The organism is Sphingobacteriaceae bacterium (assembly GCA_002319075.1).
GTDB lineage: Bacteria > Bacteroidota > Bacteroidia > B-17B0 > Aurantibacillaceae > Aurantibacillus.
Window position 1 is genome coordinate 4249598 of the sequence record NVQB01000001.1, and the last position, 15839, is coordinate 4265436.

A 15839-nucleotide genomic window follows, 5' to 3' on the forward strand; every position below is an offset into this window, starting at 1 on the left:
TAGATTTTGTTTTACTTTAAATGGATATGTAGTTTAGTCTTTGCCAAGGTCTACCCAAAAATATTCAATTAAAATTACATCAATAGATTACAAATTTGCACGAAGTAATGCCTTTAGAATCCCTCAAAAAATAAATTCCTTTAGTTAGAGAGCTAAGATCGAGTTGATGAATGCCAACACCAAATTCAGCAGTATGTATTACTTGTCCTAAATTATTACAGATTATTAATTTAGCGTAAAAATCTAAGTTTATATTAATTGTCCCGGATGTTGGATTAGGATATAGTCTTATACTGCTATTACTTAGATTCTCTATATTTTTCATTCCCGCACACTCACTAACGCTCTGCGTAATAACCGCGGTATTCTTACAACCGTTAGCATCTATCCCACTTAAAGAATAAGTGGTATTAACCACTGGGCTTACTGTTATAATTCCGGCAGAGCCGCCAGGGTTAAAAGTATAATTAACGGCACCGTTGGCGCTGAGCGTTGCACTTTCACCCACACATAACAAATTACTAGTACTTGAAATGCTTAAAGTAGGTAAAGCATTCACTGTCACATTAAGTGTCCTTTGTGGCGATACTCCACAAGCATTGCCGGATGTTAAAGTAAAAACCCCCGAAGAGCCAGGCGTTGCCGAAATGCTTGTACTGCTGCTTGAACCAGACCAACCGGAAGGTAGTGACCATGTATAGGAAGCTGCACCGAATGTTTGAATTGTATTGTATGTTGTTGTGATTCCTGCGCAGATTGATGTGCTTCCTGTTATTGCGCTGGGTGCACTCGGAGCTATTTCGCAGCCATCAAACTTTACTAGGAATCCATCAGTGAATGCGCCAAGCGTGCTTTGGTGACTGCCTATAGTTGCGATACTTAACCCTGTAGTAGATTGAGTTATCCCTGCTATATATACATTCCCGGAAACGTCTACTGCACACCCTCTAGCATCGTCACTTGCAGTTCCGCCATAATATGTGGCGCTCTGCCTAATGCCATTTGTATTAAATTTTACAAGGAAGCCATCCATAGATCCGCCTCCATAGACGAATTGATGCCCATTGCTAGTTGCAATAGTTGACCCACTATTAGAACCAGTTGTACCTGCAAAATATACGTTACCTAAAGCATCGGTTGCTGATGAATAAATCTGTTCAAGCCCCGCACCGCCATAGTATGTTCCCCATTGTCTCACGCCATTAGAGTTAAATTTAGCTATCATCCCATCCAAATTTCCTCCAGGTGCGGTTTGATGCGCCCCTAACGTATATAATGCTAAGCTTGCCACGGTTTGTGAAGTTGGTCCAGCTAAAAATACGTTACCTAAATTATCTGTAGCACAAGTCCTGGCTCCCTCGTCACTGTTATCTCCATAATATGTTCCCCATTGCCTTACACCACTTCCATTAAACTTCACAAGAAACGCATCACCACCACCACCAGCATGGGAAGTTTGATAGCTTCCCGATGTGCTGACAACATTCGCAGCGGCAGTACCAGTAACCGTACCGGCCATAAAAATATTGTCGTTCAGATCAACCGCGCAGGATTGAGCAAAATCATTGCCTAATGAGCCACCATAATAGGTACCCCATTGCCTTATTCCACTTGAATTGAATTTTGCAAGAAAGGCGTCTGAACTCCCACCCCCATATGTAGATTGATGACTACCAAATGTCGCTATTGTAGTATTTGTGCTTGTTGTAGTTCGTCCAGCGATATAAATGTCATTAGTACTATTTGTACTGCACGAGTAGACGTAATCGTCACCAGCGCCACCATAATAAGTGGCCCACTGACGAACTCCGCTCGAATTAAATTTAACTAAGAACCCTTCCCAATTTGAGCTATAGTTAGGTTGATGACCATTAGCTGTAGAAATTCCACTACTAGAGCTTGTAATACCGGAAGCATAGATATTACCTATTAAGTCTGTTGCGCTTGAATATGCAATTTCGCCTTGAGAACCTCCATAATATGTTGCCCATTGTCTCACGCCATTTGCATTAAATTTCACGAGAAATCCGTCACCGCTGCCATCCGCTGTTGATTGATGACTTCCGGAGGTTGCAATTATTGTTCCTGTTGATGATAATGTTGAACCCGCTTCGTAAACATTTCCGACAGCATCGACGCTACAAGAATAAGCTTCATCAGTTGATGCTCCGCCATAGTATGTTCCCCAAATTCTTGTAATTGGATCGATAATTAATTCATAGTTTGAATTATAATTTTCTATCTCAAAACTGAGAACGTTGTTTGTTACTATCCATTTAGCTTTTAAACGTTTTCCATTTTGAAATACTAATGGAGCTCCTTCCTGAACTTTTCCTAAAGGCGTGCTTAGAAGTAGTGATCCATCTTCATTAACACTTATTTCCGCACCTTCAACTTTTACTTGTATCTGTTTATAGTCTGCATGTGCAGCTACACTATAATCGTGTTTTAATTCATTGTTCTTTTCGTAGTAATGTAAATTAATACCCTCGTATAAATTGTGTAAGGTAACTCCTTTGTAACTTTTCACATTCAATGCTCCATCAGGGCAGCTTTCCAGATAATAATTATTATATCCATTAAGCACTTGGTCTTCAGTCTTTGTAAAATTCTTGTTACAATTCAACCAATTTAAATCGATGCGATAAATGCTAAGTCCTGAGCTTGTCGAAGGGGTTGGTTGATCTATTTCTTTTCTTTTTTGTTTGGTTCTTTCATCCGTCACTTGCTTATAACTATCTATTCTGTACAATTGATAACTCACACCTGTTTTCTTGATATGCACGGCCATGTTGCCAGTCATCGTGCCATACAAAACATCGGGGCGAGCCTTATAATTTTGGTCATATACCTGGCCTTTATTTTCAGTAAAACTGATAGTTTGTTGTTTTTTGTTAACCGGATTTTCAGGAGTTGTTTTTGAAAAACCAAAAGCAATAACAGATAGGATTAGTGTCAGGGTAAAAATGATTTTTTTCATGAGAGTGCACACATTAATTAATATGATATTAAGGTAAGAAAATAATCCCTAAAGCCACTACCGGATTTTTAGACACTTACTACCGGAAATGTCTCCAACGCATAGCAATTCTAGTCATCACAAAGTTATTTGCTAATTAACTTATGTGTTAATCGTTTTCATTACACCGCCACTTCAAACTGGTTAACTATTTGTAATTGTCCTTCAAGTGCCGGGTTTAATAGCAGTTGCTGTTCAAGAATTTTTTGTGCTTCAATTCTTGAACCGGCTATTAAGCTGTTGTAACTTGTAAGATCCGATGTTTTTGCAATTGCAAAGCTTGCTGCTGTTTCCGTAATGGGTAGTGGTGCATCAGAGGCGCGCAAGCGATCTGTTGAAGCTGACCCTAAGTTAGAGTTGGCAGCAGTTGTTCCCGTCGTACTAGTAGCTCTAAATGCTACAGCAATTGTAGATGGACTTGTCATACGCACTGGGGTTCGGCGTGAATCCATAATTATTTGTTCATAATTATATTTTCGTCTGCGTGGCTTGCCTCCTTTTAATGCGGTGCTTGTGCTTTTTACCTCTAGTCCAGAGGTCAGTTTCTGAAAGGAAGCGCTATTGAGTCGGTCAGTTTCTGACAGGTTAAAGAATTCGTTAGGTGCAAAATATTCTTTCAGAGGGTCTTTTTGTAAAATGTTTGCAGTGGAAGCATCATAAGAAATATTTAAACTAAAATAAGAATACCCTGTAGGATCAGGACGACAATTACCAAAGCGTGTAATGTCAATATCCAGTGGTACTATCTTCTGACTCACTGCCAGCTTGCCTTGTGGGTGAACTACCACTTCTGGTCCAGATGTATTAAATTCACGTATTGTTACAAGCAAAGGCACATCATCTGATACCGTGGCCTGCCAGTTCTTTTTATCTTCAAGAGCTACGATGAGTTTGTCTAATACTTTAACATCTGGTAAGGTTGTTGTGTCGTGATCTCCAAAGGTTTTATCAAAATCTTTGTCAAACTCAACTCCAAGTACTTTAAACGATACATTTCCTTGTACATGCCAAGGCGTTGGTCCTTCAAGCAAGCCTGCAAAAGATATGCTCATTATGGCCTTATTTCTTCTGCGAACTTCTAAACTTCCATCTATAGATGCTTCAAAACGAAACGGTGAAAAATAAAATAAGGCGTCAAATCCTAAATGTCCGCGTAGGTCAATGTTATCATTTATTGCCCATAGAAAATCTATAGCTGCACCAAACTGTGCTGTGTTAGATGTAATGGCAAAATATGTACTGAGCGTTAAGCGTGGTTTTTCTCCATCAATTAAATTGATGGTGAGTCTACGCATGTTTGGAATGTTGAGTGGTGGGATAGGGAACTTCGGATGAAATCCTCCAACACTTAATACAAAGGTTGGCTTATCGCCCCACACAAGTCTGAATACCATATCCCCAGACAATCCCATGCCGGCTACTGAAGAATCAAATAAGGTAGCATCAAAGATGATTGTCTTTTTCTCAAAGTTGATAATCCCTGCAAAGGCAATTTGTAGTTTTAAGATAGGCTTATCTTTGTTTGGAAGAAGGGCGCGTATAACTCCAATTAAGGCAAATTCATTAGCACCTGGTAGTTCAAAAAATAATCCCAGTTCTGCTGTTATTAAAGTAGGTGTTCCCCAACCAATAATTGCCATTGGTCCAAAGGAATATCTTCCTTCCTGTATTGGAAACACTGTTTCTAAAGAAGAGATTATATTATCTATATTTTCTACCGGATTGGTTGGAAATAAAATATTATCAATAGTTCCATTACGTACACCATCGCGCAAGCCTTCGGTGTTCATCCTGCGATGCAATGCAATTATTCCTCCAACACCATTTAAAGTAAATCCAAATCCTAATTGTATCGGCTGAAACTCCGCTGTGATCAATAGCAACAAAGAATATCCTGGCTGCCCACTCGGCAACTTCGTAGTTAAAATACCGATAGCCTTTATAGCAATCTTATCCTTTACACTCAATTCTAAAGCACCTACATACCTTCCCTCATCCTTATTAAATGATAAAAATCCGCCGCCGGTAACTGTGCCACTTTCCATCTTTAAGCCCAATCCTGTTGGGGGCTTGAAACCAGCTTTTATGTCAAACGGACCTGCATTTCCTTCGGCAAAAGTTAGGGCGAGTTCAACTCCTATTTCTTGAACAATTGCTGTAAATGGACCAAGTTCTAGTTTCACTCCTGCTGCTGCAATTACCTTCACCTTTGCCGGAGTCGTAGGTGGTGCTTGTACGGCTAAGCGAAGATTATCAATAGTAATAGGTCCTAGCTGAATGTGCGGATTTAATTGAAGCTCAAATCCTCCTGCTCCCCGAAATCTTAATCCACCGGTGTTCGACCAGTTTACGCCTAATTCTACTTCAATGCGTTTTTCAACGTTACCTAATATCTTACTTATAAATCCATCTCCATCACCGCCTTTCAAAACAATGGCAAAGCCTTTTAAAGCTGCGTCGAGTTCTATCTCAAATGAATCCTCTAGGTAATCTACATTGAAACTCAAATCTGCGCCTCGCATCTCTAATCTAGAACCAAGCGGATTGCCTAAAAGAGTAAGAACTTCGTCTGGTGTATACGACAATGTCGCTCCAAAGCCAGCCTCCGGCAGCGTTGTATTAGGTTGTCCAGGAAAACGAATGTCGATGTTGTCTGCGGCAATAACAATCGCGAACAATTCGAATAAATTAGTTGCCGAGCGGAGATTTATTTCAAAATTTTCACCTAAGTCAATTGTGGTTCCGAAACTGTTTGGTAAGTAGGGTTGAATAATTATGCCAGTATCAGGGGTTCTCTCATCGCCATAGAAACCGGTTATTTCAACTCCGATTTTCTGAGATCCGCCTGCTATAAAATTCAGCAATGGAACACAAAGCACTTGTTGCTTAGACCTCTCATATGTTTGTGTAATACCGTAGTTCAATAAATATCGGTAAGGTAAGTCTCTCATATTAGGACTAAAACCAATGCTAGTAAAAAGTTCAAATAAATTAGCAAGTACTTTATCGGCCCGGAAACTCGAGGTTCCCCAACCATAAACAATTGCAGGAATAGTACTCGGTTGAGAGATCAGGTCAACTAGTTTATCTGGATCGAACTTTACCTCGTTAAAAAAAGGTCGTGTTCCGCTTGCCGCATTATACTGAATTGTTATAGCGTTACTAGAAGTCAACACATTATAGATAAGGGGAAACTCCGTATTAATATATCTAAGTAATAGATATTCAAATATACGTTGTGATGCATCCAGATAAAAAGAAGAACTCACACTAGATGGTAGTGAAGTGTTTGGGATGTTTTTTATACTTGTGTATAACATCTTTGCCTTAGAAATCAGGTCTTGTATATCCGGCAGGGTAGGAGAAGAACCTATCGCCTGCAGTTTAATAATCAGCTGGTTAATGTCATTCGCTAAATTGGCGAAATCTGAAGGTACTGATGTTACCGCTGCATTCCAGCCCAGTTCGCGAAGAAAGGAATTAAAGTTAGCCGGACTTGCAATAGCATCTTTAAGTGGCCGAAGAGCTTGCGCTAATTCACTTGCGATAATATGTAATGTGTTTTTTGTACTCATATTTTTGGGTTGAAGTGTCGATTATATTCTTCATTAAGGATTCTATGTTTGGATGGATCTATCCGATTTACCATTATGTACCTGCAAATCGGGCAAAAAGGCATATCTCCCTTTGAATCACTACCACGCATTGCACAGTAACCTGTTGGATGATAAACATCTTTCGAAGCTTCACCGCCACCCCCGAACAACCCAACAACGTTTTCGTGTAATATCAAAACATCAAATTTCTTGTAGATGCTTTTTTCCTCGTCATTATGGGAACGATCAAAAGTTAGTTGTGTCAGAACTGGGTATTGTATGTCGTCATCTGATCCTGGATAAGGTTCAGCGGTCATTGGTCTATTATTATTTGTAATCGCTAACCTTACGCTGTTATTAATCATTTCAGCATATTTTTCTTTTGGTATAATAGAATATTGCTTATCAACAGTGATACTGGGAACCGCGTTAGGTTGTACCGTTTTTAATGTAATGTTGGTATCATCGTCGACATAATCAACAACGTAATTATTGCCATCGGCTATTAATACGGCACCACCTCCAAATCCCAACTCAGCTACCTGCGTCAAAAACCAAGTATCTGTGCCTTGCACTTTTTTAGTAGTCATGTCAATCTTAATTGTACCGAATCCTCGGACCTCAGAGGAAACAAGTTTTACCAACAAACTGCCAACTGGCAGGGCTCCTGGATTATTGTCTACAACAATGATATTTTGATCAGGCTTAATATTAACAATAGTGACTTCTGGACCATAATATTCGGGTCCTTGTTCTGGTTGTGGTAGTGCCCCCGGCGGTGGAGGTACCTGATCGTTTTCAACAACATCACCAATATCCCGTCTCCTTAATCTAACCTTATCAGTGATTTTAAATCCCGTTAAATGGCTTGCCGCGGCCAATGTTATATCCGTGTTAGGAGCGTTGGCTTGAATAGCGGCAACTACTCCAGATGCTGCAAAACGCAACCAGCGCCAAGGGATATTATCTCCGACAAAAAGCACAGGCTTTACCACTGATTTTGGAACGAGATTATATAGTTCTTCATCATTATACTTTAAATTTTTGTCGTCACCTTCATACTCGTCGCCTAACCAAAATGTATGTGCTAATTCATGAGTAACAGTTCCGAACACGTGATCAGGTATCTCAGACGGAATTGCTATAGGTGTAAGATCAAGTTGCCTTCCAGCCCCTGCTGTTGCACCCTTGAAGTATGTATCAGGATTTAGGGAAATGCACAAGGTATCTGTTCTTCTTTTATTGTTGGTATTATCGCGTTGCGTTCCTCCATCACATGGCCCATGCATTAGAAACGCTACAAAATCAAAGTCTTTATTGAATCCGGCGCCATTTTTTGCCCAAACTCCACCTACCACTGGAGCCGCTGCGCTTGCTGAACGTATATTTTTTAGCAGATTGTCAAAATTGTTGCGGTTCATTCTTTGATAACCTGGCCCAACTGATACAGAACTTGACGGTAGCATACCATCTCGTCGCGGGGCGGAAGAAAATTCGAGTTTTAATGCAGTATTTCTGTGATTAATCAGCCTTCGCTCGCCGGTACATAACCAACATTTATAAACATCGTCATAAACGTGTGGATCAGGTGACGCCCCCCCTGTCACTCCCTCAAGGGTTATCGTTGGGTGATATAATGTCTGCCATTTAGCTAATACCTCCGCTTTTGACGCAAGGGTATCTGATGGGGTGGCCAGTCCTACCTTTGCAACCAATTCACTCAGGCGTTGCTCATAGTCAAGAGATATTTTACTTGCTCTTTGTTTCAAATAACGAGCTGCAGTCCCAATGTCTTCATTAGTATCCTTGAGATAGATTGCTTTTATTATAATTGCACCGTCTTTTTCTTCGCTTTGTGATAAAAAACTATCAACGCCATTAATAAAAGTATCTACATCTGCTAATTTATCATAAGTGGTTTCTGTTGGCGGAAGGCCTTTGGGGTACTCGTCAACTAATACCTGAAACGGGATTTGCTCGCTTCGCACCGTGCATTCTGACTGTTGCGAAGGAAGAAACAAAGACCAAAAGTTCATATTCGGTGAAATTAAATCCCAGGGTCTTTTAGTCACCCTGTTTATCATTTTACATCGTAAATCAGAAACCATCCTTTCAAAGTCAGCTTCTTCACTACTAGCAAACCCTTCACTAATAAAAAGTATATTCGGGAAGTCATTAATTCGTTCTTCCGCGGGACCGCCAGCAAATTGGACCTTGGGCTGACTGGCTTGCGATAAAGTGGGGTTTTGCCAGGAATCCAGTATAGTTAAGGTACCTGGCGTTATCGTCAGGTTATTGTTAGCGTTGTTGATCGGCGAACCAATCGCTATCACAGCATTTATTTCAATCGAGGGTACACCAATACTTGCTGCAAGTGGAGTAAATTTTCCCGTGTTCGCTACGGAAATTAGAGCGCTATTCGAACCCCAAGTAATGTCTGGATGAAAGGTGATGTCTCCGACTGTTCCCTCTGAAAATTCAGCGTAGATTGAAAACATATTATTATCTTCCTCGGCAATAACATCCATGGCAGAAGGGGTCATCCAAGCACTCACAATTGCATCATGTACATGCACCCGATAACTCGTTTCAGTTAGGTGGTCGGATGTTTCCATTGTTACTTTAACATCAAAATTGAAATTTCTATTGCAATCGGGGTCTCCGGGCGCCAGGGCACTGGCATAAACTTCTCCTGTATTGGTGTCAAAAGCGATTCCATATGTGGAAATTTGAAATGGCTGGGGATATGTACCGGGCTGATTGATATGGTTAGTATGAAAAGTTTCTGCACCCAATAGATTAGGAATAAACATCACACTACTGTAATCATTCGCGTTCGGAAATGGTGGATAGGGTGAAGGAGGTGCAGTATTATTTATAACGTCCATTAATCGGTAGTATGTATCATCACCTTCAAAGTTAACCCCTAAATGGTTACGCATATCATGTGTTGGGATACCGTTTCGTAATACATGCACATCAAATCCGAGATAATGTATACGCGTGCCTGCATATTCCAATTGTTTGGGATCCCAGATAATATAATCTATTGGCATAATTTAATTTTTTAAGTAAATATATCTGTAACAGCCTCCTGGATTGCAACGTGAAGCAATTAATTTGTTAGGCAAATACGTCAGTGTTTCAACTTGCTCCCTCATCAATGATCTATTAGAGCAATTAGTTTCCTGGTATTTTATCCGGCTTAAACGCCCATGGTCGTAAACGTAAGTGTATACCTCTTCAGTAGCCGCTGGCCATTCCTCTGTAGGTCTATTTGATGAACTTGATGGGCAACTGTTCTCGTAACGGATTATTTTTCCAGACCGGTTATACTGATATTTTTCCACGCCCCTATACCTTTCCTTAGACTCGATTGGTTGGCCTGCTGAATTATATTTGTAGGTAATGTAATAATCTTTCTTTGTAAAGGAATTGTTATATCTTGATTCCTCTTTGAGTATTTTATAAGTATTATCATATTCGTATATGTAGGAATACTTGAAACTTTTATCTCTGTTAATACATAGGCCAATCTTTTCAATGCAATTTCCAGCAGTATCATATGTATATGTATAAACCGTTGTGTCGGCATTTACAATATAAGTTTCCGTAGTCAATACCTTCGACTCATCAAAGATCTGTATTTTCAATACACGAAAAGGATTAACCTCCTGCTTTACTATTTCTTCAATACGAACAATACTGAGCCTTCCATCAGTTGAATAATTAATTCTTCGCGATAAAAAAACACGAGATAAAGTATCCTTCTTTAAAGGAAAGGAGTCCAAAGCAGTCAAAAACCCGTTGAAATCATACTGCCTTATGCTAAGCGTGTCGTTTCTTTTCGAATTAGATTTATTACTCTCAAATTTGTAAATTACTTCTACTACACCGGCTTTTGCCAAATCCTTGCGTTGATAATCGGAAAACTGTGGTGGGTTAAATGCGAATATCACATTACATACAGCAAGTAAAATACACAAAAAAACACTCCTTATTAACTTATTAGTAGACTTTACTCCTAGACAAACTTGTGGTAAATATTCCAATCCGTGGCTATTTATAGTTCGAAACAACATTCAGTAAGAGATTAATTGCTAGCTAATAAATATAATGGAATAAACCCAACGATTCAAGAAGACGGTTACCGGAAATTCGCCCCTCAACTACCGGAAATGTGTGAACGTATAATTTATAACTGCCAGTATACTCTGGATTATTTACTAATAAAGTAAATTTGGCGAAGGAATCTAATAAGTAACTTTTATTTTATTGATCGCTAAAACAATTTAAGCCGCATCATCTTTTTTTAGAATTCCCCGTACAGCTTTTGCCCTAACTGAGTCGAGATTTGATTTACGCTCTATTCGTTTGCTTATTCTTTTACAAAAACCATCAAACTCTTCGCTACCACTTTCTTCAGATCTCAATAATTCCGATAAAGCTAGCCAGGCCTCGGCTTTTTCCTCAGGATTTAAATTGTCAAGGTATCCGATAATCGATAAATAAATATTGTCGGCAAGCCTATCAGAATAATTTTCGTCCCAAGATTTAGATCCTTTTAATACTTCAGGACGCCACATAGCTAAGGCTGCTAGAATAGGCTTCTTAAATTTGTGACGATAGATAACGTCAACACCGAAAATATCCCTATCTGATTTTTGATAGGGGATTCTCGATATTGTACCCCAACCATATATCCCTCTAATCGATAGATCAACTGCCATCCAGAAATAGACTACATCACCAATTTTCATTTCATTACGATATCGGGTTGCATATCAGGTATCTTTATCACCTACTCTTAATTTTTTTCATAAATCAAAATTGCCCGGTGCCGCTTGAAAAATAAATGTGTTCATCTTGTAAAATAGCTTTAATTTGTCTTTTCTAAAAAATAATAGTACAGTAATTGATTTGTCCTTAGATAGGCAGGACAACTTTTAACGCAGTAAAAATAGCTTTCGATACAATTCCCAAAACCGCATTCACCACATCCTGCGCAGTAACCAAAGCAATACCTTGTATTGCAATAAGTACGTTTGAAAGACTAGTTCTCTGAATTATTATCCTTTGCTTAAGCTCTTCCTCCGAAATTTCACCCAACAGCTTCAGTTTAGCAAGATCCTCAGCATTTTCAGCGAATTTTTTAAACTCAGTTTCCGCATAAGGCTTTACTTTCTTCCACGATTTTCCAACAATGATTTTTGTTACCTCAAAGGAGTCTTTTAAAATCTGCTCGTAATCCATCTTATTTATTTTTTAGGTTTAACTGCTTCCTGAAGCCTGATAATAGATTCAAAAGAGGCGTTTACCGCATCCCTTATATCGTGTCTGTCATCAACATAACTATCTTTAAAACCAGGCGATTTATGCAGACTCTCAAAGGCATGCAAGGTACTGTCAAGATTCGTAATTTGCTTCTTTACCAATGCTCCTTTTTTGTCTAAGTACTTTGTTCTGCTTTTCAAAACAAATAAGCTTGCGTTCATATTGTCATAGTAATCTTGAAAGTTTTTAACTTTTTGATTCGTACTATCATTATCCTGAAAAGTCCTCGCGAGTTTAATAAAATGTAAATTAAAATTCTTTTGCAGCTCGCTAACCGTCGATTCTATAATTGGATCATAACCCGAAATAAAAGTAACTTTACAACAAGCTAATAGAATAGCAAGTAGCAGAGCTGTACTTAATATTCGTTTTGAACCGGCTCTTTTCTTGAAATCAAAAGTCTCTAAATGTGTATTTTTCATTTAATTTGGTTTTAATCCCAGACGCATCAAAACAGCTTGCAGAAATTCAATACGCGGCTGTTGCCCTTTATAGAGCGAACAGCAAATCTGTATGGCTTTGTTAATAGTGGCATCTGAAAATTCAGTATGATATTTTTTAATTTTATTACGTAGATATTCTACCTCCCATTGTTCAGTGCATGAAAAGAATCTTCCATCTCTACCGTCTGTGATTTTGAGATTGTCATAGTCTGACCAATCGTCTTCAATTATGCTTTTGGCAGACATGCTTTATCTATAAATAATACTTACTATTAAGATACTTCTCTACGTTCGCACTGGCCATGATATCCCAGGCATTGCTAGCCACACCCTGTTTTGAAACCAAAGAATATTCTAAAGCCTTCCTTCTGAATATTGCAAACGTATCTTTCTCTTTTGCCACACGCTCTGTCATAAAAAAATCTGTTCCAAAAAGTATGCGGTCTCCATAAGGTTTTTTCAATTCACTAAAGATAAAGTCGTGAGTCTTATGGTCAGTAAGAGAGTAGGATACATCTGTATAAACAGAATCGAAGTCAAGCATCAGTTGTTGAATTTGGGCGGTCCAGTTTACTGTATTATTTACTCCATAATAATCATCTGCAGCATTTTTACCTCCATTATTAATTGTGTTTTGTAGCATCATATGCTCCGAACCTCCAAAATGAGCAAAGCACAATTTTAGAGGGGTGCCTTGATCTTTAAAATATTGTAGCATAGCTCTATAACTTTCGGGCTCAAGAAAATAACTGCAATAATTTTGATTGTTACCTAATTTCTGAGTGTTTATTAATCGTCTGAAAAATTTACTTTCAAGTTTGTGACCTGGTTTAGGTGCAGCGTGGTAACTTTGTAAATAGGGATTCCAGGCTCTCAAACTTGCATTTAAATAGTCTCTGTTGTTATTGAATATTCCGCCGAGGTAACTGCAGTGCGTTAGAATTGGAACGTTATTCTGAGCAGCCCATTCAAACGTGGGCTTAAGCTTTTCATCAAAAGCATAAAATCCTGTACTGGGATATAATTTTAAGCCTGTAAAAGCATTTATTGCTGGTTGTGACTCCGCCACTTTTATTTGGGTGTCAAAATACGTTTTTACCGTAGTCAACAATTCCTGGCCACTTGTCTTCCAGCGCGGATCAACACTTAGAAATATCAATAGTCGTTCAGGATAACGCCTTTTTACATTTATGATTTCTTCTAATTGCCCTTCATATCCTGATACAGATCTTTCAACACCTAACTCTTCCATAAAGAGGGTAAGCGCTGTAATTTTCATAGAGGCATCTGGATACTGCTGTAGTAGATCTCGAAAAACATCCATTTGTCCCGCTCTCTTTCCTACGTGCAGAAAACATGCATATCTTTTGCCGCTATCTCCTCCCAAAACATTTAAAAGTTTTTCCATCGCCTTAGCACCGCCGTCAGTGCTTGTCAAAGAATCTATAGCATTGGCAGCAACTGCCGGCATATACAAACTAAGAAATTTCTCGGGTGCATTGTTCATCGTAAAGATGTGCGAATGCATATTGTGATAAATCATGCTTTATTAGTTTTACGTGAATATATTTTTTTCAGTAAGTCAAACCAGAACGGCGCTCCAAAACTGGCGGCTAAACCTGATAAAGCAAAACCCAAGAGTTTAGGAAACAGAATAGCAAAAAGAAATACTGATAGCTTATCAATCCAGGAGCTGGATTTCACAGACTGAAGCTGTGCTTGATTTGCGCTATTTTTATCCTGGCGTTTATGTTTGTTGAGAATGCTATGACTCCATCCTACGGGAAGGTTTGCTTCAAGAGCTAAGCTATCCATGAGATTGCCATAGCTAACTATCTTATCTTTCAGCGAATCTTTATCAAGCGTGTTATTTGCACGTGCTAAAGTATTAAGACGATCCGTATTAGATTCGTAAAAATTCATTAGCGCCGCCTGAGAAGACTTATTAGTCTGCAGATGATTAAATAATTGCACACTGTCTATATTGAAAAGTATAGCTAATAGAATGCCCAACCAGAAAAGTCGTACACGTGCTCTCTTACGATACCAGTAGGTTAATCGTTCACCCATTTCATTGTACCAACTTTCAATCTGGTTAACAAGACAATTATAGATAGCTGTTTCATCCGCATTACCACTTGCGTTTTTACACATCTCTGCCGAATGCATTGCCTTCTGAAAAAAACTTACTACATCGCTTGGTTTCAAAGTGAGTGTAGCGGCTTTAAAATTGTTTAGGAGTCTGGAACTAAAAGGTAGCTCCGAAGGTTTATTCATCTGAACAATCTGAGAATTTCCTACAACTTCAATGAGTGTCTCAGCAAAGAGTCGTGACTCAATATTATTAGTTGGTGTAGAGGTTGCACGATTAAGCAAGTCTATAGACCCATGCATATATAAAAGAGATCCCCAATTCACACCATTTGGATGATCAAACAATTGTTTAAGCAGCCATTTTTTCATGAACCGTCCGCGTTCTGCTTTCATAAGGGAAACAGCTTCGTTAATAGTACTGCAAAATATTGCAAACAAAGCCCAACAGATAACCAGACTTATAGTTACTGTTACTATCGGCATTGAAAATACATCCATGTCTATTTATTTTAAATTATTTATGGTCTTTTATCACCCTTTAAATAAGATCCGGTAACTCTGAAAAATGCGTCTGAAGTATTTGTACCGGCAAAGCCATCAGCTTTCAAAGGCTGTCCAACGTTGCTTAGTAATTGTTGTAGCTCTTTAGCTTTCTCATCATACTTTTTTGGATTGTAAACAACATTGGATCCTAAAGATTTAATCCGTGAAATGGGATCTACATCTCCGGTCACAACTATTTGCTTTTCCGCCATTCTTCGAAGAAAAGCTGCAGTGCCTATTTGTTTTGATACGGCATTCGGATCATAAATTCCATCAGCCGTGTATTTGCCCTTTGTATACTGATTTGTAAAGCTCCACAAGTAGGGTGAGTTGATCCCCTTAACGCGATAACCAAAACCATTATATCCTTCAAATTGATATAGTAGTTCTGGCACCGTCCAATTACTAATCTTATCTAGTTTTCTAAGTATCAATGCGTCAAAGGCACTATCTTCCCAGGTAAAGGGTGGGCTTCCAGTGGCTGGTCTGTTTTTTGGAACTTGAACGGTTTTAGCAGTCAACGGGTCTCCGTTATGAAGGTGAGTATTAAATTTTCCGCCACCTTCCATAGTATGAACTATAGCGATAAAGTACCATGGCACCCCTGTGCGTTTTGAGACGGCTTCATATTTGGCGCGATTTGCAACTATCTTATCGATCGCTGCATCAACCAACGGATACTTGTCGACTTTAATTTTACAAGTATCGAACAGTCGTTGATACTCTTGTTGCATTTCAACTGAATTAGTAGGCATATATTTATGGGAGTTTGAAACAAATTAAATACTTCATTACTTCCATTACAATTAA

At 38.9% G+C, this 15839-nt stretch carries 11 protein-coding genes; all 11 read right to left on the bottom strand.

The annotated features are described in order from the left end of the window. Window positions 1–79 precede the first annotated feature (79 nt). The 11 genes from CNR22_18340 to CNR22_18390 all read right to left on the bottom strand — a co-directional run bounded on the left by CNR22_18340 (window position 80) and on the right by CNR22_18390 (window position 15784). Entirely contained in the window at window positions 80–2980 is a 2901-nt protein-coding gene (locus CNR22_18340; GenBank protein ID PBQ33652.1) for a hypothetical protein, read from the bottom strand. A gap of 161 nt (window positions 2981–3141) precedes the next feature. Continuing rightward, on the bottom strand, window positions 3142–6594 hold the full coding sequence (locus tag CNR22_18345) for a hypothetical protein (protein PBQ33653.1): 3453 nt from the start codon (window positions 6592–6594) through the stop codon (window positions 3142–3144). Next, entirely contained in the window at window positions 6591–9671 is a 3081-nt protein-coding gene (locus CNR22_18350; protein PBQ33654.1) for a hypothetical protein, read from the bottom strand. Before CNR22_18350 ends, CNR22_18345 begins: the two co-directional genes overlap by 4 nt. 3 nt (window positions 9672–9674) lie before the next feature. After that, the gene (locus CNR22_18355) at window positions 9675–10574 is read right to left on the bottom strand and encodes a hypothetical protein (GenBank protein ID PBQ33655.1); all 900 of its coding nucleotides are present in this window, start codon (window positions 10572–10574) and stop codon (window positions 9675–9677) included. A 333-nt stretch (window positions 10575–10907) separates the two neighbouring features. Beyond that, window positions 10908–11375, bottom strand: a complete 468-nt coding sequence (locus CNR22_18360) for a hypothetical protein (GenBank protein ID PBQ33656.1) — start codon at window positions 11373–11375, stop codon at window positions 10908–10910. Between the two features lie 166 nt (window positions 11376–11541). Further along, window positions 11542–11868, bottom strand: a complete 327-nt coding sequence (locus CNR22_18365) for a hypothetical protein (protein PBQ33657.1) — start codon at window positions 11866–11868, stop codon at window positions 11542–11544. 5 nt (window positions 11869–11873) lie between these two features. Continuing rightward, window positions 11874–12371, bottom strand: coding sequence for a hypothetical protein (locus tag CNR22_18370; GenBank protein PBQ33658.1), 498 nt, complete (start codon window positions 12369–12371; stop codon window positions 11874–11876). Next, the gene (locus CNR22_18375) at window positions 12372–12638 is read right to left on the bottom strand and encodes a hypothetical protein (protein ID PBQ33659.1); all 267 of its coding nucleotides are present in this window, start codon (window positions 12636–12638) and stop codon (window positions 12372–12374) included. Window positions 12639–12645: 7 nt separating this feature from the next. After that, entirely contained in the window at window positions 12646–13899 is a 1254-nt protein-coding gene (locus CNR22_18380; protein ID PBQ33660.1) for a hypothetical protein, read from the bottom strand. A 32-nt stretch (window positions 13900–13931) separates the two neighbouring features. Further along, window positions 13932–14984, bottom strand: coding sequence for a hypothetical protein (locus tag CNR22_18385; protein PBQ33661.1), 1053 nt, complete (start codon window positions 14982–14984; stop codon window positions 13932–13934). Between the two features lie 20 nt (window positions 14985–15004). Further along, window positions 15005–15784, bottom strand: coding sequence for a hypothetical protein (locus CNR22_18390; GenBank protein ID PBQ33662.1), 780 nt, complete (start codon window positions 15782–15784; stop codon window positions 15005–15007). Window positions 15785–15839 lie beyond the last annotated feature (55 nt).

Excerpts from the sequence above, each read along its gene's own strand:
- CNR22_18380 (PBQ33660.1), bottom strand. The coding sequence starts at position 13,899 with ATGAACAATGCACCCGAGAAATTTCTTAGTTTGTATATGCCGGCAGTT.
- CNR22_18365 (PBQ33657.1), bottom strand. The coding sequence starts at position 11,868 with ATGGATTACGAGCAGATTTTAAAAGACTCCTTTGAGGTAACAAAAATC.
- CNR22_18375 (PBQ33659.1), bottom strand. The coding sequence starts at position 12,638 with ATGTCTGCCAAAAGCATAATTGAAGACGATTGGTCAGACTATGACAAT.
- CNR22_18340 (PBQ33652.1), bottom strand. The coding sequence starts at position 2,980 with ATGAAAAAAATCATTTTTACCCTGACACTAATCCTATCTGTTATTGCT.
- CNR22_18360 (PBQ33656.1), bottom strand. The coding sequence starts at position 11,375 with ATGAAAATTGGTGATGTAGTCTATTTCTGGATGGCAGTTGATCTATCG.
- CNR22_18385 (PBQ33661.1), bottom strand. The coding sequence starts at position 14,984 with ATGGATGTATTTTCAATGCCGATAGTAACAGTAACTATAAGTCTGGTT.
- CNR22_18350 (PBQ33654.1), bottom strand. The coding sequence starts at position 9,671 with ATGCCAATAGATTATATTATCTGGGATCCCAAACAATTGGAATATGCA.
- CNR22_18345 (PBQ33653.1), bottom strand. The coding sequence starts at position 6,594 with ATGAGTACAAAAAACACATTACATATTATCGCAAGTGAATTAGCGCAA.
- CNR22_18390 (PBQ33662.1), bottom strand. The coding sequence starts at position 15,784 with ATGCCTACTAATTCAGTTGAAATGCAACAAGAGTATCAACGACTGTTC.
- CNR22_18370 (PBQ33658.1), bottom strand. The coding sequence starts at position 12,371 with ATGAAAAATACACATTTAGAGACTTTTGATTTCAAGAAAAGAGCCGGT.